The sequence below is a fragment of the Pseudomonas fluorescens genome (genome assembly GCF_002022275.1).
GTDB lineage: Bacteria > Pseudomonadota > Gammaproteobacteria > Pseudomonadales > Pseudomonadaceae > Aquipseudomonas > Aquipseudomonas fluorescens_AJ.
The window spans coordinates 304,281-326,323 of record NZ_MSDF01000014.1; the positions used below are offsets into that span (position 1 = coordinate 304,281).

The following is a 22,043-nucleotide window of genomic DNA, read 5'->3' on the forward strand; positions in this document are numbered from 1 at the left end:
CTTGCCCCACCACTCGGCACCTCGCTTAGGCTCGGTGTGCCCTCACTCCGGCTTGAATCCGTGGGCCGCCGCCATGGGCCATCCTTGGCCCATCGCGGCTAACCCGGCGTCCTGCCGGGTTACCCACGGATTCAAGCCTGCGTTCGGCCAGCGTGGTTAACGGGGCGCCTTAAGATCAAGATCAGAAGCAGATCAAAAGCGAGTGGGTGCGGCTGGTTTTCCATTTGTGTGTTGAGGGACGATTGATGAATTATTCGGAAAAACAGGCCCTGAACGGCAAGTTGGCGCTGGTGACAGGCGCTGGTCAGGGCATTGGGGCGGCGATTGCTGAAGCGTTGGCGGCGACGGGTGCGGAGGTGATCTGCACCGATATTCTGCACGCCCGGGCCTTGGCGACTGCGCAGCAGTTGGTCGAGAAAGGCTTTGCTGCGCGCGCTGAAGCTTTGGATGTAACGGACAGCGCCGCGATCAACGCCTTGGCGACTTCGCTTCCCCCGCTGGATATTCTGGTGTGCAACGCCGGTATCGTCACCAATACGCCGGCTGAGGAAATGACCGATGAGGAATGGGACAAGGTCATCACCGTCAACCTCACCGGCGTGTTTCGCACGTGCCGGGGGTTTGGGCGGCGGATGCTGGAGGCCGGGCGCGGGTCGGTGATTAATATCGGGTCGATGTCGGGGCAGGTGGTGAATGTGCCGCAGCCGCAGTGCCACTACAACGCGTCGAAGGCGGGTGTGCATCAATTGACCAAGTCATTGGCGGTGGAGTGGGCAACGCGCGGGGTGCGGGTGAATGCGGTGGCGCCGACGTATATCGAAACGCCGTTGCTGCATGGGCTGGAAAGCCAGCCGGGGTTGATCCAGCGTTGGCTGGACATGACCCCCGCCGGGCGCATGGGGCAGCCCCATGAAGTGGCGTCGCTGGTGCAGTTTCTCGCCTCGGATGCGTCGAGCCTGCTGACAGGCTCGATCATCAATGCGGATGCGGGCTACACCTGCATCTAGGTGTCAGATGGCGACGTCGGCCTTGATGCTTGGGTCGGCGTCGTAGCCAACAATTTCGAAGTCTTCAAATTTGTAGTCGTAGATCGACGCAGGTTTGCGCTTGATCACCAGTTCCGGCAGCTTCTTCGGCGTGCGCGCCAGTTGGGTGCGGATCTGTTCCATGTGGTTGCTGTAAGCGTGGGTGTCGCCGGTGGTGACGATGATCTCGTGCGGGATCAGGTCGCATTGCTGAGCCAGCATATGGGTCAGCAGCGCCAGAGCGGCGGTGTTGTAGGGCAGGCCGAGGAATACGTCGGAGCTGCGGATATACAACTGCATCGACAGGTGACCGTCGTGCACGAACGCCTGGTACAGCAGATGACACGGCGGCAGGGCTTGCTTGCCGTCACGCGCGTTTTGCTGCGGGCTCTTGGTTTCGTCCGGCAGGTATTCGACGTTCCAGCCGTGGAACAGAATGCGACGGCTGTTGGGGTTGTTCTTCAGCGTGTCGACCATGTAGTCGATCTGGTTGATCGTGCCGCCGTCCTTGGTCGGCCAGGCGGTCCACTGCTCGCCGTAGACCGGGCCCAGGTCACCGTCTTCGGTGGCCCATTCGTCCCAGATTTTCACGCCATTTTCGTTGAGCCACTTGATGTTGGTGTTGCCGCTCAACATCCAGATCAATTCGTTGGCGATGCTTTTGAAATGAAGCTTTTTCGTGGTCAGCAGCGGGAAGCCGTCGGCCAGGTTATGCCGATACTGACGGGCAAACACGGCCTTGGTGCCGGTGCCGGTGCGATCGCCCTTGGTCAATCCATTGGTCACGACGTCGTTCAGTAGTTCGAGATATTGCTTCATGTGTTTACCTGTATCAAAGAAGCCGAGGCGCGCACGCCCCGGCGTTCGTATTTAAAGCGCGGCGTTCTTGATCGGTTGCGGGCGATTGTAAGCCCACCACAGCAGGCCCAGGCCAGCGATGATCATCGGCAGGCTGAGAATCTGACCCATGGTCACCCAGCCCCACGCCAGATAGCCCAGTTGTGCATCCGGCACGCGGACGAACTCGACGATAAAGCGGAAGATGCCGTAGAACAGCGCGAACATGCCGGACACGGCCATGGTCGGGCGCGGCTTGCGCGAGAAGATGTAGAGGATAAGGAACAGCGCCACGCCTTCCAACGCGAATTGGTAAAGCTGCGACGGGTGGCGCGGCAGTTGCGCCGGGTCGCTGAAGGGCGGGAATATCATCGCCCATGGCACGTCGCTCGGTTTGCCCCACAATTCGGCGTTGATGAAGTTACCGATACGCCCGGCACCCAGGCCAATCGGCACCATCGGCGCAACGAAGTCCATCAGTTGGAAGAACGACTTGCCATTGCGACGGCCGAACCACCACGCAGCGATCATTACGCCGACAAAGCCGCCGTGGAATGCCATGCCGCCCTTCCACACTTCAAAGATCAGCGTGGGGTTGGCGATGTAGGCCGGCAGGTCGTAAAACAGCACATACCCCAGGCGTCCGCCGACGATGACCCCCATCGACAGCCAGAAAATCAGGTCGGAGAGTTTCTCCTTGGTCCAGGTCGGATCAAAGCGGTTCAGGCGTCGGGAAGCCAGGAACCAGGCACCGCCGATGCCGATCAGGTACATCAACCCGTACCAGTGGATTTTCAGCGGACCGATGGCCAGGGCCACCGGGTCGATCTGCGGGTAAGGCAGCATTGCGACTCCTCGTTAATCATTAGTCATGGCGACCGGACCTTGCCCGGGCGCGATTAAGCCTGCGTTACATCAAGAAACTTATTCGCCGAGGAAGCCGACGGTCATCCACAAAGACCGGCATGTTAACGGATGGAAGGCATGCGACCCAACTGGATACGATGGAACGCCTCTGCCCGAGTGGGTAGAGTGGCAAAAAACACAAAAGGGATCGCCTGATGTGCCTGATTGTTTTCGCCTGGCGGCCGGGCCACGCCCAGCCGCTGATCGTCGCGGCCAACCGCGATGAGTTCTACGCCCGCCCGAGCCTGCCGCTGGCCCAGTGGCCGGATGCTCCCGATATCTACGCCGGTCGCGATCAGGAAGCCGGTGGCACCTGGCTTGGGGTGAATGCCGACGGGCGTTTTGCGGCCCTGACCAATATTCGCGACCCGCACCAGCCGCCGGCACGCAAGTCCCGTGGGGAGTTGGTGGCGCGGTTTCTTAATGGATCGCTACCGATTGAAGAGTATTTGGCCGACGTTAACGGCCGTTCGATTGAATATGCCGGGTTTAACCTGCTGCTGGGCACGCGGGATGAGCTGTGGCATTACAACGCCAATGACACTGAGCCGACACGGTTGGAGGCCGGGGTGTATGGGTTATCCAATGCGGGGCTGAATACGCCGTGGCCGAAGCTGCTCAAGGCCAGGGCGGCGTTGGGCGGGATGCTGGAGAATCCGCAGCCGGAGGCCTTGTTGGGGATTTTAAGTGATCCGCAGACGGCACCGTTTGCTGAACTGCCGGATACCGGGGTGGGGTTGGCTACGGAAAGCCTTTTATCCAGCGTGTTTATTGCCAGCCCGAGTTATGGAACGCGGGCGAGTACGGCGCTGATTGTGAATGCGGATGGGTCGCGGCGGATGGTGGAGCGCAGTTTTGGGCCGCACGGTGGCAGGCTGGGTGAGGTAGAACTGGTGATTTGAGGGCGCCTGAACGGGCGCCATCGCAGGCAAGCCAGCTCCCACAGTTGACTGTGTTTGCAGTTCAACATGTGGGAGCTGGCTTGCCTGCGATAGCCGCGCCTCGGTCTAAAGGCTTTTCGCCGAAGCCGGGTTAATCATCCGAGTCAGCCCCAAATTCTTCAGCGCCAGCTGCAGCGAGCTGTGGATAACTTGCGGGTTGTCGATGGTCATCAGCTCGGCCAACAAATCCTTGGCCATGCCCAATTCCACCTGACGCAACATCCACTTCACTTTAGGCAAGTTGGTGGCGTTCATCGACAGGCTGTCAAAGCCCATCGCCATCAACAGCACTGCCGCCGCCGGGTCGCCGGCCATTTCACCGCAGATGCTCACCGGCTTGCCTTCGGCATGGGCGTCGCGCACTACGTGTTGCAGGGCTTGCAGCACCGCCGGGTGCAGGTAGTCGTAGAGGTCGGCGACCCGTGGGTTGTTACGGTCCACGGCCAGCAGGTATTGGGTCAAGTCGTTGGAACCGACCGAGAGGAAGTCCACCTGCCGCGCCAACTCCTTGGCCTGGTACACCGCTGCCGGAATCTCGATCATTACGCCAATCGGCGGCATCGGCACATCGGCGCCTTCGTCGCGCACTTCGCCCCAGGCACGGTGGATCAAGTGCAGCGCTTCTTCCAGCTCATGGGTACCGGAAATCATCGGCAGCAGAATGCGCAGGTTGTTCAGGCCTTCGCTGGCCTTGAGCATGGCGCGGGTCTGCACCAGGAAAATTTCAGGATGGTCGAGCGTGACCCGAATACCGCGCCAGCCGAGGAAGGGGTTGTCTTCCTTGATCGGGAAATACGACAGTGACTTGTCGCCGCCGATGTCCAGGCTGCGCATGGTCACCGGTAGCGGGTGGAAGGCGGACAGTTGCTCGCGATAAATCGCCAGTTGCTCCTTCTCACTCGGGAAACGCTGGTTGATCATGAACGGCACTTCGGTGCGGTACAGGCCTACCCCTTCGGCACCGCGCTGTTGCGCACGGGCGACGTCGGCCAGCAAGCCGGTGTTCACCAGCAGCGGCACGCGGTGGCCGTCAAGCGTTACGCACGGCAGTTCGCGCAGCGAATCCAGGCCCAGCGCCAGTTGTTTCTCTTCTTCCACCACTTCGGCGAACTGCTTGCGCAGCACGTCGCTGGGGTTGGTGTAGACCTCGCCGCGATGGCCATCGACGATCATGTCGATGCCGTCGACCTTGGAATACGGCAGGTCCACCAGGCCCATCACCGTCGGAATACCCATGGCCCGAGCCAGGATCGCGACGTGGGAGTTACCCGAACCGAGCACCGAGACCAGGCCCACCAGCTTGCCTTCCGGCACTTCGCCGAGCTGGGTGGCGGTCAGCTCTTCGCTGACCAGGATGGTGTTGTCGGGGAAAACCATGTTGGTGGTGCGGTCTTCCTGCAGGTAAGCCAGCAGACGGCGACCGAGGTCGCGCACGTCCGAGGCCCGCTCGCGCAGGTAGGCGTCGTCCATCATTTCAAAGCGGTTGACGTGATCGGTGACCACCTGGCGCAACGCGCCCTGGGCCCACTGGCCGGTCTTGATCACGTTCTTGACTTCATTCCCGAGGGACGCGTCGTCGAGCATCATCTGGTACACGTCGAACAGTGCGCGCTCTTCCGGGCGCAGCTGGGTGGCCAGCTTGTTCGACAGGTTGCGCATGTCGGCGCGCACGCCTTCGAGTGCGGTTTTGAACAGTTTGATTTCGGCTTCGATGTCTTTGACGGTTTTGTCCGGGACCACGTCCAGGTCCGCCGCCGGCAACATGACCACCGCCGTACCGACCGCCGCGCCCGGCGAACCCGGCACGCCGACGAACTTGGCTTCCTGAATGCCCTTGCCTTCGCGGCCCAGGCCGCGAATCGAGCCCGTGGCCTCGGCGTGAGCAATAACCCCGGCCAGCTGCGCGCTCATGGTCACGAGGAAGGCTTCTTCACCTTCGTCGAACTGGCGGCGCTCTTTTTGCTGGATGACCAACACGCCGACAACGCGGCGGTGGTGAATGATCGGCGCGCCGAGGAACGAGGCGTAACGCTCTTCGCCGGTTTCGGCAAAGTAGCGGTAACGCGGGTGATCGGCGGCGTTTTCAAGGTTCAGGGGTTCTTCACGCGTCCCCACCAGGCCCACCAGACCTTCGTTGGGCGCCATGCTGACCTTGCCGATGGAGCGCTTGTTCAGGCCCTCGGTGGCCATCAGCACAAAACGGTTGGTCTCGGGGTCCAGCAGGTAAACCGAGCAGACCTGGCTGCCCATGGCTTCCTTGACGCGCAACACAATAATCCCCAACGCCGCCTTGAGATCCTTGGCGGAGTTAACTTCCTGGACGATCTTGCGCAGCGTATTGAGCATGGCTCGGGGTCGAACTCCGTCGTCAGTCGCGCGCTAAAAGGCGCGGGGCAAGCTCTTTGAGAGCGCGACGATAAACTTCGCGCTTGAATGTCACCACCTGGCCCAACGGGTACCAATAGCTGACCCAACGCCAGCCATCGAACTCCGGTTTACCGGTCAAATCCATCCGCACCCGCTGCTCATTGGAGATCAGGCGCAGGAGAAACCATTTTTGCTTCTGGCCGATGCACAGCGGTTGGCTGTGGGTACGCACCAGGCGTTGCGGCAAACGATAGCGCAACCAGCCACGGGTACAGGCCAGAATTTGCACATCTTCGCGCTCAAGGCCGACTTCTTCATTCAACTCACGGTACAAGGCGTCTTCAGGGGTTTCGTCGGGGTTGATTCCGCCTTGAGGAAACTGCCAGGCATCTTGGTTGATTCGGCGAGCCCATAGCACCTGTCCGGCATCATTCGTAAGAATAATCCCGACATTAGGACGGAAACCATCGGGGTCGATCACGGCAACAACCTCGCAAACGCATGTCGCCGCATTGTTCCACAAAGGTTCATCAAGCGGCAACGAGGCTTCTTACCTTATGTGCACTCTTGTGAAAAGACCGTATTCTGGACGCCTTTTTACAGACTTTTCAGCGAGTAACTGCAATGCGCCTGGCTTTATTCGACTTGGACAACACCCTTCTCGGCGGTGACAGCGATCACGCGTGGGGTGATTACCTCTGCGAACGCAGGATTCTCGACCCGGTGGCCTACAAAGCCCGCAACGATGAGTTCTACCAGGATTACCTGGCCGGCAAGCTGGACAACGCCGCCTACCTGAACTTCAGCCTGGAAATCCTCGGCCGCACCGAAATGACCCAGCTGGAGGAGTGGCACAACGATTTCATGCGCGACTGCATTGAACCGCTGATGCTGCCTCAAGCTGTAGAACTGCTGGCCAAGCACCGCGCCGCCGGCGACAAGCTAGTGATCATCACCGCCACCAACCGTTTCGTCACCGCGCCGATTGCCGCGCGCCTGGGCGTTGAAACCCTGATCGCCACCGAGTGCGAGATGGAAAACGGCCGTTACACCGGGCGCAGCACGGATGTGCCGTGCTTCCGTGAAGGCAAGGTGACGCGTTTGAATCGCTGGCTGGAAGAGACCGGCTATAGCCTGGAAGACAGCTACTTCTACAGCGATTCGATGAATGACTTGCCGCTGCTGGAGCAGGTGACGCATGCGGTGGCGGTGGATCCGGATCCGAATTTGCGGGCTGAGGCTGAAAAGCGCGGCTGGCCGGTGATTTCGCTGCGCGGCTGATGACGCCATCGCAGGCAAGCCAGCTCCCACAGGGGAACGCATTCCAATGTGGGAGCTGGCTTGCCTGCGATGATTCGACTCGGTCTTAAGCCCTACACAGGCTTGGCCACCATCAAATAGAAAATCACCAGAAACGCCAAAAACGCCGGCCAGCCCAGGCCAAACCACCAGCGCATATAAGTCGCCGCCTTGATCGGCATCGCCGTCCCCTCGCGCAACGCCTGCTCCGCCATCTTGTGCACACGGATCTGCAACCACACCACCGGCAACCAGCAAATACCCGCCAGCACATACAAACCGAACGTCCACTGCAACCAACTCTGCTGCAACGACCATCCCGCCAGGTACATCAAGCCGACGCCGCTCAACGGCTGAAACACCGCCGTGGTCGCGGTAAATGCCCAGTCGGCGAACACCAGGTGCTTGAAGGTCACGGCGATCACCTCGACCTTGCCACTGCGCCAGGCGCGCAACGCGTAGTAAGCCGAGCCCGCGCCCAGCCCGAACAGGATGGTCGACGACAGGATATGCAGGGTTTTCAGCAGCAGGTAGGCGCTCATCGCGGGGGTTCAGTCCAAAGAAGCCAAAGGGTCGCCACCATGAGTACCAGATTCTTGGCTACGGCGGCGTAGGGATCAAACCAGTAATGGGGCAGGATTATGCTGATAACCACGGTATACCCGCCCATCAGCAGCAGTTGCAGGATCAGGGCCTGCCTGCGCCAGCGCCTGACCAGCAACCCCAGGCCCAGCAGACCGTCGCACACAGCTCCGGCGATCACAGCCAGCGTCGCCCACCCGCCTTGCACACCTGCCTCGCCCATGATGCGCAAGCCCCAGTCGTAACCCGGGCCCAGGCACACCGCCGCCGTGCCCAGCCAGATCAGCACCATCACCGCCAGCATCAAAGGGCGAATGATGTGCTGGCTGCTCTCGGTTGCCGTCGGCCAGTCTTGCAGGCGCGAGGCCAGCGGTGCGGCGGTGTAACCACAGACCGAGGCCAGCACGTCGGGGTCGGCTACATTGTCTTGTCGGGCCAGGGCGATGCTCTGTCGATTCAATGCCCGCCAGCCCAGCCGGTCGCCGACCCATCCGCCCAACCCCAGCAGCGGCGCCTGCACGTAGCGCCCAGGCCCAAAGCCTTGGGCGGCACGCAGGTGATCAATCACCTCGGATAGCCGCAACGGCTCAGGCCCCACCAGCGGCAAAACCATGGATTCGGCGGGCCAGCGGCGCATCAAGGCGAGCACGGCACCGACCAGATCATCGATGTGCACGGGCTGCGCCTGCGCGGTGAGGTTCAGCAACGGAATGAGCGGCAGCGGGGAAAGCCCGGCCAACCAGCCACTACTGGCACCGCCCGCGCCCACGACCAATGATGGGCGCAGCACTACCGAGGTCATTGCGAGGCCAAGTAAATAGTCATCCGCCGCGCCTTTGCTGGCGAGAAACGCCACCTCGGAGTGCGCCGAGGCGCCCAAGGCAGAAATCTGCAACACCCGCACGCCGCGCCCGGCAGCCAGATCAAACAGCGCACGCGTGCCGACATCCTGAACCCGGCTCAACTCGGCCGCATCCACGCTCAGCAACCCCGCCGCATTGATCAATAAATCAACGGATTCAGGAAAGTTGAAATGCTTGGGATCATCAGCCAACAGGCTCAGGTCAAGAGAACGCCACTCCACCCCCGGCCAATGTTGACTTCGAGGCTCGCGGCAGGTGGCAATCACGCTATGCCCGGCGTGCTGCAAGGCGCGCAACAGATGGCGCCCAACAAACCCTGTCGCGCCAACCAACAGAACATTCATGCGGCTAAACCGGCTTGGCGCCCATCAACCCGGCAATCGCCACAAACCCCACCAGGCTGACCACCGCCAGCACCAGCGTGAAATTCAGGCTGCCACCGTCGCCCTTGCGCAGGCGATTAAGTCGCGCCACCAGCCAGAACCACGCCAGCGCCGCCACGGTATAGAGAATGCTGGAGCCCAGAATCCAGGTTTGCCCCAGCGGCCAGCCGACCAGATGCACCAGCCACCAGCCGGTAAACGGCATGCTGACCATGCAAACCCCCATCAGCAACCACACAAACGCCCACGGACGTTGCACGGTCACCGCCGGGCCGGCGCTGCGTTTGCGCCAGGCCAGTACCGCCAGGCCGAGGCCGCTGAGCAGCAGCAACACGGTGGCGGTGATGTGGATAACCTTGAGGGTGGTCAGCGTTTCCATGGTCTCTATTCCTTAAGGGCCGCTCAGTCAGCGTAGTCGCTCAACCGAGGAACAGCTGGTAGGCCGGGTTTTCGCTTTCATCCCAGTACGGGTAGCCGATCTCGGCCAGGGCGGCGGGCACCAGGTGGCGCTCGTCCGCCGGTACTTGCAGGCCTGCGACCACACGGCCGTCGGCTGCGCCGTGGTTGCGGTAATGGAACATCGAGATATTCCAGCGCCCACCCAGTTTGTTGAGGAAGTTGAACAACGCACCAGGACGCTCCGGGAACTCGAAACGGAACACCAGTTCATCGCTGACCTTGGCCGCATGCCCACCGACCATATGGCGGATGTGCAACTTGGCCAGTTCGTTTTCGGTCAGGTCCAGCACCGGAAAACCCTGCCTTGTAAGGCTAGCAATCAGTGCACTGCGCGGGTCGTTGTCCGGGTGAGTCTGCACGCCGACAAAGATGTGCGCCTCGCGGCCGGTGTGGTAGCGGTAGTTGAATTCGGTGATCTGGCGCTTGCCCACGGCTTCGCAGAACGCCTTGAAGCTGCCCGGCTTCTCGGGAATCGTCACGGCAATAATGGCTTCGCGACCTTCACCCAGCTCGGCGCGCTCGGCCACGTGGCGCAGGCGGTCGAAGTTGACGTTGGCGCCCGAGTCGATGGCGACCAGGGTTTGCCCGGTCACGCCACGGGTCTCCACATATTTCTTGATCCCCGCCACGCCCAGGGCGCCCGCTGGCTCAGTGATGGAACGCGTGTCGTCGTAGATGTCCTTGATCGCCGCACAGATTTCATCGGTGCTGACGGTGATCACTTCGTCCACATAGTCTTTGCAGATATCGAAGGTGTGCTGGCCGATCTGCGCCACCGCCACGCCGTCGGCAAAGATGCCCACGGTCGGCAGTACCACGCGCTCGCCTGCGGCCATCGCGGCTTGCAGGCAATTGGAGTCGTCCGGCTCAACGCCGATGATCTTGATCTCCGGGCGCAGGTATTTCACGTACGCCGCAATACCGGCGATCAGCCCGCCGCCGCCGACCGGCACGAAAATCGCGTCCAAAGGCCCAGGGTGCTGGCGCAGAATTTCCATCGCCACGGTGCCCTGCCCGGCAATGGTGTGTGGATCATCGTAAGGATGGATGTAGACGTAGCCTTTTTCGTCGACCAGTTTCAGCGAGTAGGCCAGGGCTTCCGGGAAGGAATCGCCATGCAGCACCACTTTGCCGCCACGGGAGCGCACGCCTTCAACCTTGATCTCGGGCGTGGTCTTGGGCATCACGATGGTGGCTTTCACCCCCAACACCTTGGCGGCCAGGGCCAGGCCCTGGGCATGGTTGCCCGCCGACGCCGTGACCACGCCGCGCGCGCGCTCTTCAGCCGTCAGTTGGGTCAGCTTGTTATAGGCGCCGCGAATCTTGAACGAGAACACCGGCTGCAAGTCTTCGCGCTTGAGCCAGACCGAGTTACCCAGCCGCTCGGAGAGCTGGCGGGCGGTCTGCAACGGGGTTTCTACGGCAACGTCGTAAACGCGCGAGGTGAGGATCTTTTTGACGTACTGTTCGAGCATCGGCGGAAATCACTGGGCGGGTTGGGCAGGGCCAAGGAGTCTAACCCGGCTTTTGGCCGGGCGACCACACGAATCCCGAGGTTTTGTTGGGTTATACTCGCCGCCCTCGATAACTCCCCGCCCGTTCCGGAGCCCGCATGACCCAGGATCAACTCAAACAGGCAGTGGCCCAGGCCGCCGTCGATTTAATCCTTCCCAAACTCGATGACAAGAGCGTCGTCGGTGTCGGCACCGGCTCCACCGCCAACTGCTTTATTGACGCACTGGCCCAGCACAAGGGCGCATTTGACGGCGCCGTAGCCAGCTCCGAAGCCACCGCCGCGCGCCTGAAAGGCCATGGCATTCCGGTGTACGAGCTCAATACCGTGAGCGACCTGGAGTTCTACATCGACGGCGCCGACGAAAGCGACGCGCACCTGAACCTGATCAAAGGCGGCGGCGCAGCCCTGACCCGCGAGAAGATCGTCGCGGCCGTGGCCAAGACGTTTATCTGCATCGCCGACGGCAGCAAGCTGGTGCCGGTACTCGGCGCGTTCCCGCTGCCGGTGGAAGTGATCCCGATGGCCCGCAGCCACGTGGCCCGCGAGCTGGTGAAGCTGGGCGGTGACCCGGTGTACCGCGAAGGCGTGTTGACCGATAACGGTAATATCATCATTGATGTGTTCAATATGCAGATTACCAACCCGGTGGAGCTTGAGACGCAAATCAACGCCATCGTCGGCGTGGTGACCAATGGATTGTTTGCGGCGCGCCCGGCGGATGTGTTGCTGCTGGGCACTTCCGAAGGCGTAAAAACCATCAAGGCCTGACGCAAAACAAAATGTGGGAGCTGGCTTGCCTGCGATGGCGGTGGTGAATTCACTGACGCCATCGCAGGCAAGCCAGCTCCCACAATGGTTCGGCAGTGGTTTTGGAATCAGGGCTTCTTGAACACGTAAAACAGGTTCGGCTCGCTGACCAAATACAAGCTGCCCTCGTCATCCATGGCGATACCCTCGGCCTGCGGCACACGCTTTTTCAGGCCATGGCGCCCATTGAGCAGCGACAAGCTGCTTAACGGGCGACCGTCAATGTCCAGCTCCAACACCAGAAACGACTCATCCGACAGCGCCAGCAAATGGCCGCTGCGCTCGTCGTATTGCAAGCTCGACAGGTCGCGTACAAACAGCCCGGCATCGCGCTTGGGGTTGTTGATCACGTGCACCGAGTAGGTTTTTTCCGGCTTGAAGTGGGGAAACCCGTGGACCTCGTAGATCAGCATCGGGTCGCGCTCCTTGGCCACGAACAGGCGCTTGCCCACCGAATCGTATGCCAGGCCTTCGAAGCCTTTGTTGCCGCCGATGTGCACGCCCAGGGTCATTTGCTCCGCGTCGGCGGCGTCGAGAAATTGCGTATCGTCGTTCACATGCACTTTGATCAACCGCTGCTGGGCTTCATCGCTGATCACGTAGATGTTGTCGCTGATGAACTCCACCGCCTCGGCATCGCCAAACCCCACCAGAGGAATGCGCCGCAGGATCTTGCCTTGCAGGGACAGCTCGATCAGCTCGGCGTTTTTATTGGTGACGGTAAACAGGCTTTTGCGCACCGGGTCGTAGGTAAGTGCCGAGACATCGTCGTCGAGGCCTTCAATCACTTGGCCCTCCACCACCACCCGGTAATCGGCCAGGCCGATGGAGCGATCATCCGCAGGCAAGCGCCAGGTCTGCCAGTTGAACCACGCGCGCTCGAATAAACGCAATTGCTGCGCGATCACCCCGGTGGCAACCAGGGCGATCAGCAACAGGATCAAAAACGCGGGTTTGGGGCGGGTAAATCGGCGCATCAGCAAGGCTCAAGATCAAAAAGTGGCGAATGAATATCACGCCTGTCTGAATTTAAACTTAAACGCTGCCCAATGTTTGGCGAATGCCGTTCCTGGAGAAATATCCGACGTAATCGTGGGTTATTTTTGCTTTTCGAAACGATAGAACAGGTTCGGCTCACTGACCATGTAGAGCGTGCCGTTCTCGTCCATGGTCACGCCTTCCGCCCTAGGAATGGTGTGTTTGAGGCCGTTGAAGCCGCCGAGCAGGGTCATGAAGCTGACTTGCTCGCCCTTTTCATCCAGCTCCAGCAACAGGTGCGAGTCGGCCGACAGCACCAGCAGGTGCCCGGTACGTGGGTCGACCGCCAACGCCGAAAGGTTGCGCATGTCCAGCTCGGTACTGGCGACCTTTTGTTTGTCGCCGGTCAGCGCAGTGCCATCGCTTTTCAAGGTGAACAGCGCGGGCGGGCGCTCTTCGCCGAGCACGATCTGTTGATTGCGCTTGTCCCAGGTGACGCCCTCGAAGGCTTTGTTCTGGTCTTTGGACGGGCCCAGGTCGAAGGGCTTGAAGTCGGCGATGTTGAGTTGCTGAGTGCTGGCGTCGACCTTGACCACGGTCAGGGTGTGCATGCGCTCATCGACAATGGCCATCAAGCCATTTTCCATCACTGTCACGCCTTCCGGGTTGTTCCAGCCGTTGAGCGGCATTTTGCGCAGCACGTCGCCTTGCAGGCTCAACTCAACAAGGAACGGGTTTTTGCCCATGACGGAAAACAGGGTTTTGGTCTGCGGGTTGTAGGACACATCCGAGGCTTCGTCCTTTTCCATGCCCGGCAGCAACTTGCCATCGATCACCGCGTGGTAATCCGGCAGCCACACGCTGGCTTGCTGTTCGGCCGGGGTTTCAAAGCGCTCAGCGACCCATAACACGCCGCGATCATCCCAGTGCATGACCCAGGCGACGCCATACACAATCACCCCGACCAGAAGCAGCCAGGAATACCAGCGCAAGGCGAAGCGAGAGCGGGGCTTGGAAGTGATGGTAGGCAGGGTCACGGCCATGGGGCGCTTTTCCGGGGAGTCAGCTTAAGGTGATAGCACAGGATCAACGGCCCCGCGCGCAGGAGGCTGGGGATTATCCGGGTGGCGTGTGAAAAAAATGCAAAACCCGAGGCCTGGTATGCACCCAAACCCTGTGGGAGCTGGCTTGCCTGCGATGGCGTCAGTGAATTCACCACCGTCATCGCAGGCAAGCCAGCTCCCACATTTGGACTGTATTCAGCCTTTAGCGAACGCTGCTTTCAAAGCGGCTGCCGCCACCCAACTCCAGCACCAGCTCATCACCCACATTCAGCGGGCCCACGCCAGCCGGGGTGCCGGTGAGGATCACATCGCCCGCCTGCAGCGAGAAGCAGCCGGCCATGTGCTGGATCATCGGGATGATCGGGTTGAGCATCTGCGAGCTGTTGCCGTCCTGGCGCACTTCGCCGTTGATGGTCAGGCGAATGCTGATGTCGGTGACGTCCGGGAAGGTGCTGCCGACCACAAACGGGGCGATCACTGCCGCGCCGTCGAAGGACTTGGCAATTTCCCACGGCAGGCCCTTGGCTTTCAGCTCGGCCTGTTTGTCGCGCAGGGTCAGGTCCAGCGCCGGGGCGAAGCCGGAGATGGCGTCCAGCACTTCTTCACGGCTCGGCTTGGTCGACAACGGCTTGCCGATCAACACCGCGATTTCCGCTTCGTAGTGCACCGAACCGCGCTCGGTCGGAATGGCAAAGCCGCCTTCCAGCGCTACGACGCAACTGCCCGGCTTGATGAACAGCAGCGGCTCGGTCGGTACCGGGTTGTCCAGTTCCTTGGCGTGTTCGGCGTAGTTACGCCCGATGCACACCACTTTACCCAGGGGAAAGTGGATGTTGGTGCCGTCGACATACTTGTGCTGGTAGCTCATGGAACGACTCCTTCAGGGGCGGTTAAACAGCGAAAATCTTGCCAGGGTTCATGATCCCGTTCGGGTCGAACACCGCTTTCACTGCTTTCATGTACTCGATTTCTACCGGGGAACGGCTGTAGGTCAGGTAATCGCGCTTGGTCATGCCCACGCCATGTTCGGCGGAGATCGAGCCGTTGTACTTCTGAACGGTTTCAAACACCCACTTGTTCACGGTAGCGCACTTGGCGAAGAACTCGTCCTTGCTCAGGTTTTCCGGCTTGAGGATGTTCAGGTGCAGGTTGCCGTCGCCGATGTGGCCGAACCAGACGATTTCGAAGTCCGGGTAGTGTTCGCCGACGATCGCGTCGATTTCCTTCAAGAACGCCGGCACTTTGGAAACGGTGACCGAGATGTCGTTCTTGTATGGGGTCCAGTGGGAAATGGTCTCGGAGATGTACTCGCGCAGTTTCCACAGGTTGTGCAGTTGGGTTTCGCTCTGGCTCATCACGCCGTCCAGCACCCAGCCCTGCTCTACGCAGTGCTCGAAGGTTTCCAGGGCGTGGTTGGCGACTTCTTCGGTGGTGGCTTCGAATTCCAGCAGCGCGTAGAACGGGCAGTCAGTTTCGAACGGCGCCGGCACATCGCCACGCCCCATGACCTTGGCCAGGGCCTTGTCGGAGAAGAATTCGAAGGCGGTCAGGTCGAGTTTGCTCTGGAACGCGTGCAGCACCGGCATGATCGAGTCGAAATCAGTGGTGCCGAGCACCATCGCAGTGAGGTTCTTCGGCGCACGGTCGAGGCGCATGGTGGCTTCGACCACAAAACCCAGGGTGCCTTCAGCGCCGATAAACAGCTGGCGCATGTCGTAGCCGGTGGCGTTCTTGATCAGGTCACGGTTCAGCTCCAGCACATCACCTTTGCCGGTGACGACTTTCATGCCCGCCACCCAATTACGGGTCATGCCGTAGCGAATCACCTTGATCCCGCCGGCATTGGTGCCGATATTGCCGCCAATCTGGCTCGAACCGGACGAAGCGAAGTCCACCGGGTAGTACAGGCCTTTTTCTTCGGCGACGTTCTGCAATTGCTTGGTGACCACGCCCGGCTGGCACACGGCGGTGCGGTCGGTGAGGTTCACGTCGAGGATTTGGTTCATGTAGTCGAACGACACCACCACTTCGCCATTCGCCGCCACCGCTGCTGCCGACAGGCCGGTACGCCCACCCGATGGCACCAGCGCCACCTTGTGTTCATTGGCCCAACGGACAATGGCCTGCACCTGCTCGGTGGTCTTCGGGAAGACGATGGCGGTGGGTGCAGGCGCGAAGTGTTTGGTCCAGTCCTTGCCGTAAGCCTCAAGGGAGTCAGCATCGGTCAGGACCTTGCCAGGCTCAACCAGGGTCTTCAGCTCATCAATCAGGGCAGGATGGGTCATCGACAGAACTCTCGAACAATTCATGGTCATCCTGAGAACGCTTCACGTCGCAGGAATGGGTGTTTAGCGGGGCACGTATGCTAGCATACCGCCCCCGCAGGACAGAGCCCAAGGGCGTTTTGCGGTGACGGCTTTCCTGCCGTCCGGGTCAGCTTGCGCTGCTCGATTCCCTGCCATTTTTTTCCGGGATACAGGTTTAAGCAGATGAGCAAGACTTCTCTCGATAAGAGCAAGATCAAGTTCCTTCTTCTGGAAGGCGTCCACCCATCGGCCGTCGACGTCCTGAAGGCCGCCGGGTACACCAGCATTGAGTACATCACCAGTTCTCTGCCGGAAGCCCAGTTAAAGGAAAAGATCGCCGACGCGCACTTTATCGGCATTCGCTCCCGCACTCAGTTGACCGAAGAGATCTTCGATCACGCCAAGAAACTCGTGGCGGTCGGCTGTTTCTGCATCGGCACCAACCAGGTCGACCTCAACGCTGCGCGCGAGCGCGGTATCGCGGTGTTCAACGCACCGTACTCCAACACCCGTTCCGTTGCGGAGCTGGTGCTGGCCGAGGCCATCCTGCTGTTGCGCGGCATCCCTGAGAAGAACGCGTCCTGCCACCGTGGCGGCTGGATCAAGAGCGCAGCCAACTCCTTCGAAATCCGTGGCAAGAAGCTGGGTATCGTCGGTTACGGCTCGATCGGCACGCAATTGTCGGTACTGGCTGAAGGCCTGGGCATGCAGGTGTTCTTCTATGACACCCTGACCAAGCTGCCATTGGGCAACGCCACTCAGGTGTCGAGCCTGACCGAGCTGCTGGGCATGTCCGACATCGTCACCCTGCACGTGCCGGAAACTGCTGAGACCCAGTGGATGATCGGCGAGAAGGAAATCCGCGCCATCAAGAAAGGCGGCATCCTGATCAACGCAGCCCGTGGCACCGTGGTCGAGCTGGACGCCCTGGCCGACGCGATCAAGGACAAGCACCTGATCGGCGCCGCGATCGACGTGTTCCCGGTGGAGCCACGCTCCAACGACGACATCTTCGAAAGCCCGCTGCGTGGTCTGGACAACGTGATCCTGACCCCGCACATCGGCGGTTCCACCGCTGAAGCCCAAGCCAACATCGGCCTGGAAGTGTCGGAGAAGCTGGTCAAGTACAGCGACAACGGTACCTCGGTATCGTCCGTCAACTTCCCGGAAGTGGCCCTGCCGGCTCACCCTGGCAAACACCGTCTGCTGCACATCCACCAGAACATCCCTGGCGTGATGATGGAGATCAACAAGGTCTTCGCGGAAAACGGCATCAACATCTCCGGTCAGTTCCTGCAGACCAACGAGAAGGTTGGCTACGTAGTGATCGACGTCGACGCCGAGTACTCGGACCTGGCGCAAGAGAAGCTGCAGCACATCAACGGCACAATTCGTAGCCGCGTGTTGTTCTAAGGTTTCGCCAGCACCACGAAAAAGGGAGCCCCTCGGGGCTCCCTTTTTTGCATCTGAACAAATCTTACTTAACGTTAACCGTGATCACTTTCGAGGCTACAGTCGGGTTGAACTGCATGTGCAGTTTGTCGCCGGCCACCAGCTGTAGCGTGTGCTTGCCTGGGGTCAGGGTCAGCTCGGTTTCGGTTTGCGCCTTGCCGTAGTGGATCACGGTGTCGGTGGCCGGGATCGGCACGCTGGCGTCCGGCAGTTCTTTCTGGTCGATCAGCAGGTGATGGTGGCCGGTGCCTGGATCCTGGCTGGTCGCCGGGGCCAGTTTCAGGCCTTCCATGCCGAATTTGACGGTGAAGGTTTTATCGACAGTGGCACCGTCTTTGGGCGACACGATGAATACTTTGGCGCCTTCAGGCGGCGCGCTGCGCGGGATGCCGTCGGCGGCAGTGGCCAACATAGAGGCGCCCAACAGCAGGCTGGCAATCGTTGCACGGGCAAATAGAGCTTTCATTCACTTCTCCAATTTCTGCATGAAATATGTTGGGTTATGACAACTTCGCGAAAAATTGCTGTCCAAGGCACTCATCACCATAGCAAAGCGATGCTGACTGGCGCCTCGCACAGCTGAATTCCTTAGGAGCGACCATGCGCTTTTCGCCTGGCCTTGTACTTTTGCTTTCCCTTCTGAGCCCTTTGGCTCACGCCGAATTGATCGATGATGTGTTTGACCGAGGCGAACTGCGCATCGCCCTGGAAGCCAACACCCCGCCGTTCAACTTCAAGGACGGTGACAAGCTAACCGGCTTTGAGGTGGAGCTGGGTGAACAATTGGCCAAGGAAATGGACGTACGCCCCTCGTTCATCACCACCGATGACGCCGACCTGCTACCAGGTGTTGAATCCGGCAAATACGATGTGGCCATCAACCATATCGTTCTGACTGCCGAGCTGCAGAATCGGTTCGATTTCAGTGACGTCTACAAGGAAACACCTGAGATGGCCATTCCATTCCAAAAAGATAATCCGGCGTTCAAAAGCAGTTTGGACAAGGCATTGCATCAGGTTAAGGCGGATGGTCGCTTGAAGGCGCTGACGCAGAAGTGGTTTGGACCTGAGTGAATGAGGTCAATGTGGGAGCTGGCTTGCCTGCGATAGCGGCCTTCCAGCCAGCTCATCTGCTGACTGACACACTGCTATCGCAGGCAAGCCAGCTCCCACATTTGATCTAGTTAAGGCTTGAGAGATGTTGTGCCGCTTCGGGCAACTGGAGCTCACTGAATACAGCCACCCCATGGCGCTTGAGCAGCGCTGCCGTCACGCCTTCGCCGCTGACCTTTACGCCGCTGAACGTGCCGTCATAGGTCAGCAGGTTGCCGCACGATGGGCTGTTGGCCTTGAGCACGGCGATGCGGATACCGTGGCGCTGCACCAGCGCCAAGGCTTGGCGGGCGCCGTCGAGGAAGGCGGCGCTGAAGTCTTCGCCCTCGGCTGTGAGCACTTGGGCACGGCCGTCCCACACATCGATGCCCTGCCCGCCGGGAATCTCGGCAGATGGCCTGGGCGTCGGCAAACCGCCCGACACTTCCGGGCAGATCGCAACGACGCGGCCCTCAGCCTGCCACGCCGCCAATTGATCGAACGGCCCGCTGCCCTCACCGTCGTAGCGTACCTTGTGCCCGAGCAGGCAGCGGCTGACCAGAATCTTTTCCATGCTTAAAACGGCTCGTTGCCGCGTCGGCGAAACCAACCGGTGAGGGACAGGCGTTCGCGCGTGGCAGGCAGGACTTCGTGGGGCACCTCGCCGGACAAAAACACCACCAGGCAACCGCCGGTGGGCACCACGTCGTATTCGACGCCACCCTTGAGGTACATGCGCAGCTGGCCGCCGTGCTCGGGCAGCCAGTCTTCGTTCAAGTAAACCACCGCGGAAACCATGCGCCGGTCGTCGTCGCGAAAACGGTCCACATGCTTGAGGTAAAACGCGCCCGGCGGGTACATCGCGAAGTGGCTTTCGAAATCTTCCAGGCCCAGGAACAGGCCGCGATTCATCGCCTGACGCAGGCCGTCCATCACGCCCATGTAGGTCTCGCAGACGGCCGCGTCGCCCTCTTCCAGCCACTGGATATGGTCACCGCGAATACCCTCGCGGATCTCTTGCGCCGGCCCGCGACCGACTGCGGCGGGCGCCAATTCACCCTCGGCCGCACGTTTACGGCACTCAGCCGCCAGTTCCAGGGTCAGACCCTGGGGCAGGAAGCCGTTCTGCTGCGACCAGCCTTTTTCGGCGAGGTCATCGACAATGCGTTGCAGCAGGGGATGATCGAGGGGTGTTTGCATGGCGCGCATAGTATCCATACGCCTGTAAATCCGACAGAGCCGCCGAGCGTCTGAACACACTTTAGTGATGTAGCCGATAGGATTTCTCGACAAATCCTACGCCCGACACGGACAATAGTGGCCGACTGACAGGAGTCCCTATGCGTCGTTTGTTTTTTTCCATGCTGATGTTCTGCGTTTTGCCCGCCTGGGCAGACGGCCATGACCAGTTGTACAAGGTCGCCGGCTGGGCCGAACAACGCGCGCATTTCAATGACGCCCTCAGTGCGGCCCAGCAACGCTACCGCAACAGCCTGCCGCCGGCGGTGTATCAGGCGCTGGTGGACAACAGCAATAAACGCTTTGCCGCCCAGGCGGTGGACCAGCGTGCCGAAGCACAATTGCGCAAGAATCTCGCGGACCCAAAACCGGCCCTGGCTTTTTTTCAGTCGCCGCTGGGCCGCAAGATCGTCGCTGCAGAGCTGCTCGCCACGCGCCGCGACCAGTTGGCGAAAAATGCTCAGGGCCTGCCGCACATTCAAGCCGACGCTACCCGCAGCCTGATCATCGGCCATCTGGCCCAGGCGCTGCCGGCGCGTGAGGCGGGTGCGGAAGTCAGCCTGGCGATTGCCGGCGTCGCCGCCGACAGTTTGAGCCAGATGATCCCCGGTTTGTTGGGCGGTGGTCAGGCGCAGGGCATGTTGAATGGTCAGCGTGAACGCTTGATGCAGCAGATCGGCAATGATTTGAACAACACGCTGTTGTACGTCTATCGGGATTTGTCTGATCCGGAACTGGAAGAATTCGCCACGTTTGCGGAGTCGCTGGAGGGTAAGGCGTATTACCAGGCGGCATTGGCGGCCATTCGTGCGGGGCTTGCGGTAGGCCAGAGCACCTCCAGCCTGTCGCAGTAACCCCTGTGGAAACAGGCTTGTGTGGGAGCTGGCTTGCCTGCGATGGCATCAACCCGGTGTGCCTGATACACCGAGGTGTCTGCATCGCAGGCAAGCCAGCTCCCACAGTTTTGATTGCGTTACTTCAGGTGGTCGGTGAGGTACTTGAAGTATTCTTCGCGAATCTCGGGAATCTCATTCGCCAAGTGATGCCTTCCACGCGGCACCATCAATACCTCGGGCTGATCAAACTTGCCTCGCAGCACCTTCAAGTTGTGCTGCCAGTCCACCGTCATATCTTCCTCACCTTGCACAATCACCGGCCGCCGCGGGCTGCGCGGGGCGGCTTCGATGCGTTTGATCCAGCGCGCCAGTGCTCCGACCCAGGCTGTAGGCAGTTGCCGGGGCTGCAAGGGGTCTGCTTCGAGAAACGGTTTGAATGCGGGGTCATTGGTGTTTTCGCTGAACCGCCGCGCGATGCCTTTGACGAACGGTCGCAGCAGGTAATAGCTGACCTGCGACCAACCCCAGGCACGCGGCCGCACCAAGGGTGACAGCAGGAAGGTCTTGCCCTGGGCCGGACTCTCAGCGCCATGGTTGAGCAAATGGTCCACCACCACCGCGCCGCCGGTGCTTTGCCCGAACAGGTGCCAGGGTTGTGGCAATTGCAGCATGTGCGCCTGGGCGAACAGCGCCTGCACTACGTTCTGGTACACCGCGAAATCGTCAATGCTGGCACGCGCGCCGCTGGACAGGCCATGGCCTGGCAAATCACAGGCAATCACTACAAACCCCTGATCCAGCGCCCAGTCCACCACATTGCGGTACAGCCCCATGTGGTCGTAGAAGCCGTGGAACATGAACATCGTCGCCACCGGCAGCGGCGGCCACCATACCTGTGCCACCACTTCAAACCCGTCCACCTCAAAGCGCCCCAGGCGGCTCACCGCTGGCACTTTGCGCGCCGGCAGGTCCAGCCCGTAAAAACGCTGGTAGACCCGCGCTTCGGCGCTGAGCGGTTGCGCATCCACTAAAGGCCGCAAGCTCTCGCGCAGATGATCGGGGTCAAAGCTGACAGGCATAAAGGGTTCCAG

At 60.6% G+C, this 22,043-nt stretch carries 23 protein-coding genes; 7 read left to right on the plus strand and 16 right to left on the minus strand.

Annotation, left to right across the window (positions count from 1 at the left end; all coding sequences use genetic code 11):
- Positions 1–245: 245 nt before the first annotated feature.
- Positions 246–1,007, plus strand: a complete 762-nt coding sequence (locus BFW87_RS09600) for an SDR family NAD(P)-dependent oxidoreductase (protein ID WP_078739623.1) — start codon at positions 246–248, stop codon at positions 1,005–1,007.
- A 3-nt stretch (positions 1,008–1,010) separates the two neighbouring features.
- Here the strand turns inward: BFW87_RS09600 and BFW87_RS09605 are convergent, their stop codons facing one another.
- Both BFW87_RS09605 and lgt read right to left on the minus strand, forming a co-directional pair.
- Positions 1,011–1,844 carry a thymidylate synthase gene (locus BFW87_RS09605; RefSeq protein ID WP_078739624.1) on the minus strand — a complete coding sequence of 278 codons (834 nt, stop codon included), beginning with the start codon at positions 1,842–1,844 and terminating at the stop codon, positions 1,011–1,013.
- 51 nt (positions 1,845–1,895) lie between these two features.
- A complete protein-coding gene (gene lgt, locus BFW87_RS09610) occupies positions 1,896–2,708 on the minus strand; it encodes a prolipoprotein diacylglyceryl transferase (RefSeq protein ID WP_078739625.1) in 813 nt (270 codons plus the stop codon).
- A 215-nt stretch (positions 2,709–2,923) separates the two neighbouring features.
- Here lgt and BFW87_RS09615 point away from each other — a divergent pair, with 215 nt between their 5' ends.
- The gene (locus BFW87_RS09615; RefSeq protein ID WP_078739626.1) at positions 2,924–3,670 is read left to right on the plus strand and encodes an NRDE family protein; all 747 of its coding nucleotides are present in this window, start codon (positions 2,924–2,926) and stop codon (positions 3,668–3,670) included.
- A 105-nt stretch (positions 3,671–3,775) separates the two neighbouring features.
- Here the strand turns inward: BFW87_RS09615 and ptsP are convergent, their stop codons facing one another.
- Positions 3,776–6,055, minus strand: a complete 2,280-nt coding sequence (ptsP, locus tag BFW87_RS09620) for a phosphoenolpyruvate--protein phosphotransferase (protein ID WP_078739627.1) — start codon at positions 6,053–6,055, stop codon at positions 3,776–3,778.
- A gap of 22 nt (positions 6,056–6,077) precedes the next feature.
- A complete protein-coding gene (locus BFW87_RS09625) occupies positions 6,078–6,557 on the minus strand; it encodes an RNA pyrophosphohydrolase (RefSeq protein WP_003176750.1) in 480 nt (159 codons plus the stop codon).
- Positions 6,558–6,700: 143 nt separating this feature from the next.
- Between BFW87_RS09625 and BFW87_RS09630 the strand changes: the two genes are divergently transcribed.
- Positions 6,701–7,357: an HAD family hydrolase gene (locus BFW87_RS09630; RefSeq protein ID WP_078739628.1), complete on the plus strand. Its 657-nt coding sequence runs from the start codon at positions 6,701–6,703 to the stop codon at positions 7,355–7,357.
- A gap of 92 nt (positions 7,358–7,449) precedes the next feature.
- Here the strand turns inward: BFW87_RS09630 and BFW87_RS09635 are convergent, their stop codons facing one another.
- From BFW87_RS09635 to ilvA, 4 genes are read right to left on the minus strand one after another with little or no spacing between them, the layout of a single operon-like run.
- Complete coding sequence (locus tag BFW87_RS09635) at positions 7,450–7,917, minus strand: DUF2269 family protein (protein ID WP_078739629.1); 468 nt, start codon at positions 7,915–7,917, stop codon at positions 7,450–7,452.
- Positions 7,914–9,164: an SDR family oxidoreductase gene (locus tag BFW87_RS09640; protein ID WP_078739630.1), complete on the minus strand. Its 1,251-nt coding sequence runs from the start codon at positions 9,162–9,164 to the stop codon at positions 7,914–7,916. The genes BFW87_RS09635 and BFW87_RS09640 overlap by 4 nt, the downstream gene beginning before the upstream one ends.
- A 4-nt stretch (positions 9,165–9,168) precedes the next feature.
- Complete coding sequence (locus BFW87_RS09645) at positions 9,169–9,582, minus strand: DUF2269 family protein (protein ID WP_078739631.1); 414 nt, start codon at positions 9,580–9,582, stop codon at positions 9,169–9,171.
- A gap of 40 nt (positions 9,583–9,622) precedes the next feature.
- A complete protein-coding gene (gene ilvA / locus BFW87_RS09650; protein WP_078739632.1) occupies positions 9,623–11,137 on the minus strand; it encodes a threonine ammonia-lyase, biosynthetic in 1,515 nt (504 codons plus the stop codon).
- Positions 11,138–11,274: 137 nt separating this feature from the next.
- On the opposite strand from ilvA, the gene rpiA reads away from it, so the two are divergent.
- Positions 11,275–11,946 carry a ribose-5-phosphate isomerase RpiA gene (gene rpiA / locus BFW87_RS09655; protein ID WP_078739633.1) on the plus strand — a complete coding sequence of 224 codons (672 nt, stop codon included), beginning with the start codon at positions 11,275–11,277 and terminating at the stop codon, positions 11,944–11,946.
- Between the two features lie 107 nt (positions 11,947–12,053).
- Here the strand turns inward: rpiA and BFW87_RS09660 are convergent, their stop codons facing one another.
- The 4 genes from BFW87_RS09660 to BFW87_RS09675 form a co-directional block, all read right to left on the minus strand.
- Positions 12,054–12,962, minus strand: coding sequence for an SdiA-regulated domain-containing protein (locus BFW87_RS09660; RefSeq protein ID WP_078739634.1), 909 nt, complete (start codon positions 12,960–12,962; stop codon positions 12,054–12,056).
- A 120-nt stretch (positions 12,963–13,082) separates the two neighbouring features.
- Positions 13,083–14,006 carry an SdiA-regulated domain-containing protein gene (locus BFW87_RS09665; RefSeq protein ID WP_078739635.1) on the minus strand — a complete coding sequence of 308 codons (924 nt, stop codon included), beginning with the start codon at positions 14,004–14,006 and terminating at the stop codon, positions 13,083–13,085.
- A 223-nt stretch (positions 14,007–14,229) separates the two neighbouring features.
- Complete coding sequence (locus tag BFW87_RS09670; protein ID WP_078739636.1) at positions 14,230–14,895, minus strand: fumarylacetoacetate hydrolase family protein; 666 nt, start codon at positions 14,893–14,895, stop codon at positions 14,230–14,232.
- Positions 14,896–14,917: 22 nt separating this feature from the next.
- The gene (locus tag BFW87_RS09675) at positions 14,918–16,312 is read right to left on the minus strand and encodes an FAD-binding oxidoreductase (protein ID WP_078739637.1); all 1,395 of its coding nucleotides are present in this window, start codon (positions 16,310–16,312) and stop codon (positions 14,918–14,920) included.
- Positions 16,313–16,516: 204 nt separating this feature from the next.
- Between BFW87_RS09675 and serA the strand changes: the two genes are divergently transcribed.
- On the plus strand, positions 16,517–17,746 hold the full coding sequence (gene serA / locus BFW87_RS09685; RefSeq protein ID WP_003176761.1) for a phosphoglycerate dehydrogenase: 1,230 nt from the start codon (positions 16,517–16,519) through the stop codon (positions 17,744–17,746).
- 64 nt (positions 17,747–17,810) lie between these two features.
- Here serA and BFW87_RS09690 read toward each other — a convergent pair whose 3' ends face one another.
- A complete protein-coding gene (locus tag BFW87_RS09690; protein ID WP_078739638.1) occupies positions 17,811–18,251 on the minus strand; it encodes a DUF4399 domain-containing protein in 441 nt (146 codons plus the stop codon).
- A gap of 134 nt (positions 18,252–18,385) precedes the next feature.
- On the opposite strand from BFW87_RS09690, the gene BFW87_RS09695 reads away from it, so the two are divergent.
- Complete coding sequence (locus tag BFW87_RS09695) at positions 18,386–18,859, plus strand: transporter substrate-binding domain-containing protein (protein ID WP_078739639.1); 474 nt, start codon at positions 18,386–18,388, stop codon at positions 18,857–18,859.
- 106 nt (positions 18,860–18,965) lie between these two features.
- Here BFW87_RS09695 and BFW87_RS09700 read toward each other — a convergent pair whose 3' ends face one another.
- Both BFW87_RS09700 and BFW87_RS09705 read right to left on the minus strand, forming a co-directional pair.
- Positions 18,966–19,451 (minus strand): DUF523 domain-containing protein, encoded by a 486-nt coding sequence (locus BFW87_RS09700; protein WP_078739640.1) that lies wholly within the window; start codon positions 19,449–19,451, stop codon positions 18,966–18,968.
- A 2-nt stretch (positions 19,452–19,453) separates the two neighbouring features.
- A complete protein-coding gene (locus BFW87_RS09705) occupies positions 19,454–20,086 on the minus strand; it encodes a 2OG-Fe(II) oxygenase (protein ID WP_078739641.1) in 633 nt (210 codons plus the stop codon).
- Positions 20,087–20,217: 131 nt separating this feature from the next.
- Here BFW87_RS09705 and BFW87_RS09710 point away from each other — a divergent pair, with 131 nt between their 5' ends.
- Positions 20,218–20,970, plus strand: a complete 753-nt coding sequence (locus BFW87_RS09710; protein WP_078739642.1) for a DUF2059 domain-containing protein — start codon at positions 20,218–20,220, stop codon at positions 20,968–20,970.
- Positions 20,971–21,089: 119 nt separating this feature from the next.
- On the opposite strand, the gene BFW87_RS09715 is transcribed toward BFW87_RS09710, so the two are convergent.
- The gene (locus BFW87_RS09715; protein ID WP_078739643.1) at positions 21,090–22,031 is read right to left on the minus strand and encodes an alpha/beta hydrolase; all 942 of its coding nucleotides are present in this window, start codon (positions 22,029–22,031) and stop codon (positions 21,090–21,092) included.
- Between the last annotated feature and the right edge of the window lie 12 nt (positions 22,032–22,043).

Excerpts from the sequence above, each read along its gene's own strand:
- lgt (WP_078739625.1), bottom strand. The coding sequence starts at position 2,708 with ATGCTGCCTTACCCGCAGATCGACCCGGTGGCCCTGGCCATCGGTCCG.
- BFW87_RS09605 (WP_078739624.1), bottom strand. The coding sequence starts at position 1,844 with ATGAAGCAATATCTCGAACTACTGAACGACGTCGTGACCAATGGATTG.
- BFW87_RS09710 (WP_078739642.1), top strand. The coding sequence starts at position 20,218 with ATGCGTCGTTTGTTTTTTTCCATGCTGATGTTCTGCGTTTTGCCCGCC.
- BFW87_RS09600 (WP_078739623.1), top strand. The coding sequence starts at position 246 with ATGAATTATTCGGAAAAACAGGCCCTGAACGGCAAGTTGGCGCTGGTG.
- BFW87_RS09635 (WP_078739629.1), bottom strand. The coding sequence starts at position 7,917 with ATGAGCGCCTACCTGCTGCTGAAAACCCTGCATATCCTGTCGTCGACC.
- BFW87_RS09670 (WP_078739636.1), bottom strand. The coding sequence starts at position 14,895 with ATGAGCTACCAGCACAAGTATGTCGACGGCACCAACATCCACTTTCCC.
- BFW87_RS09665 (WP_078739635.1), bottom strand. The coding sequence starts at position 14,006 with ATGGCCGTGACCCTGCCTACCATCACTTCCAAGCCCCGCTCTCGCTTC.
- BFW87_RS09645 (WP_078739631.1), bottom strand. The coding sequence starts at position 9,582 with ATGGAAACGCTGACCACCCTCAAGGTTATCCACATCACCGCCACCGTG.
- BFW87_RS09675 (WP_078739637.1), bottom strand. The coding sequence starts at position 16,312 with ATGACCCATCCTGCCCTGATTGATGAGCTGAAGACCCTGGTTGAGCCT.
- ilvA (WP_078739632.1), bottom strand. The coding sequence starts at position 11,137 with ATGCTCGAACAGTACGTCAAAAAGATCCTCACCTCGCGCGTTTACGAC.
- BFW87_RS09690 (WP_078739638.1), bottom strand. The coding sequence starts at position 18,251 with ATGAAAGCTCTATTTGCCCGTGCAACGATTGCCAGCCTGCTGTTGGGC.
- BFW87_RS09705 (WP_078739641.1), bottom strand. The coding sequence starts at position 20,086 with ATGCGCGCCATGCAAACACCCCTCGATCATCCCCTGCTGCAACGCATT.
- BFW87_RS09615 (WP_078739626.1), top strand. The coding sequence starts at position 2,924 with ATGTGCCTGATTGTTTTCGCCTGGCGGCCGGGCCACGCCCAGCCGCTG.
- BFW87_RS09640 (WP_078739630.1), bottom strand. The coding sequence starts at position 9,164 with ATGAATGTTCTGTTGGTTGGCGCGACAGGGTTTGTTGGGCGCCATCTG.
- BFW87_RS09700 (WP_078739640.1), bottom strand. The coding sequence starts at position 19,451 with ATGGAAAAGATTCTGGTCAGCCGCTGCCTGCTCGGGCACAAGGTACGC.
- rpiA (WP_078739633.1), top strand. The coding sequence starts at position 11,275 with ATGACCCAGGATCAACTCAAACAGGCAGTGGCCCAGGCCGCCGTCGAT.
- ptsP (WP_078739627.1), bottom strand. The coding sequence starts at position 6,055 with ATGCTCAATACGCTGCGCAAGATCGTCCAGGAAGTTAACTCCGCCAAG.
- BFW87_RS09630 (WP_078739628.1), top strand. The coding sequence starts at position 6,701 with ATGCGCCTGGCTTTATTCGACTTGGACAACACCCTTCTCGGCGGTGAC.
- serA (WP_003176761.1), top strand. The coding sequence starts at position 16,517 with ATGAGCAAGACTTCTCTCGATAAGAGCAAGATCAAGTTCCTTCTTCTG.
- BFW87_RS09660 (WP_078739634.1), bottom strand. The coding sequence starts at position 12,962 with ATGCGCCGATTTACCCGCCCCAAACCCGCGTTTTTGATCCTGTTGCTG.
- BFW87_RS09695 (WP_078739639.1), top strand. The coding sequence starts at position 18,386 with ATGCGCTTTTCGCCTGGCCTTGTACTTTTGCTTTCCCTTCTGAGCCCT.
- BFW87_RS09715 (WP_078739643.1), bottom strand. The coding sequence starts at position 22,031 with ATGCCTGTCAGCTTTGACCCCGATCATCTGCGCGAGAGCTTGCGGCCT.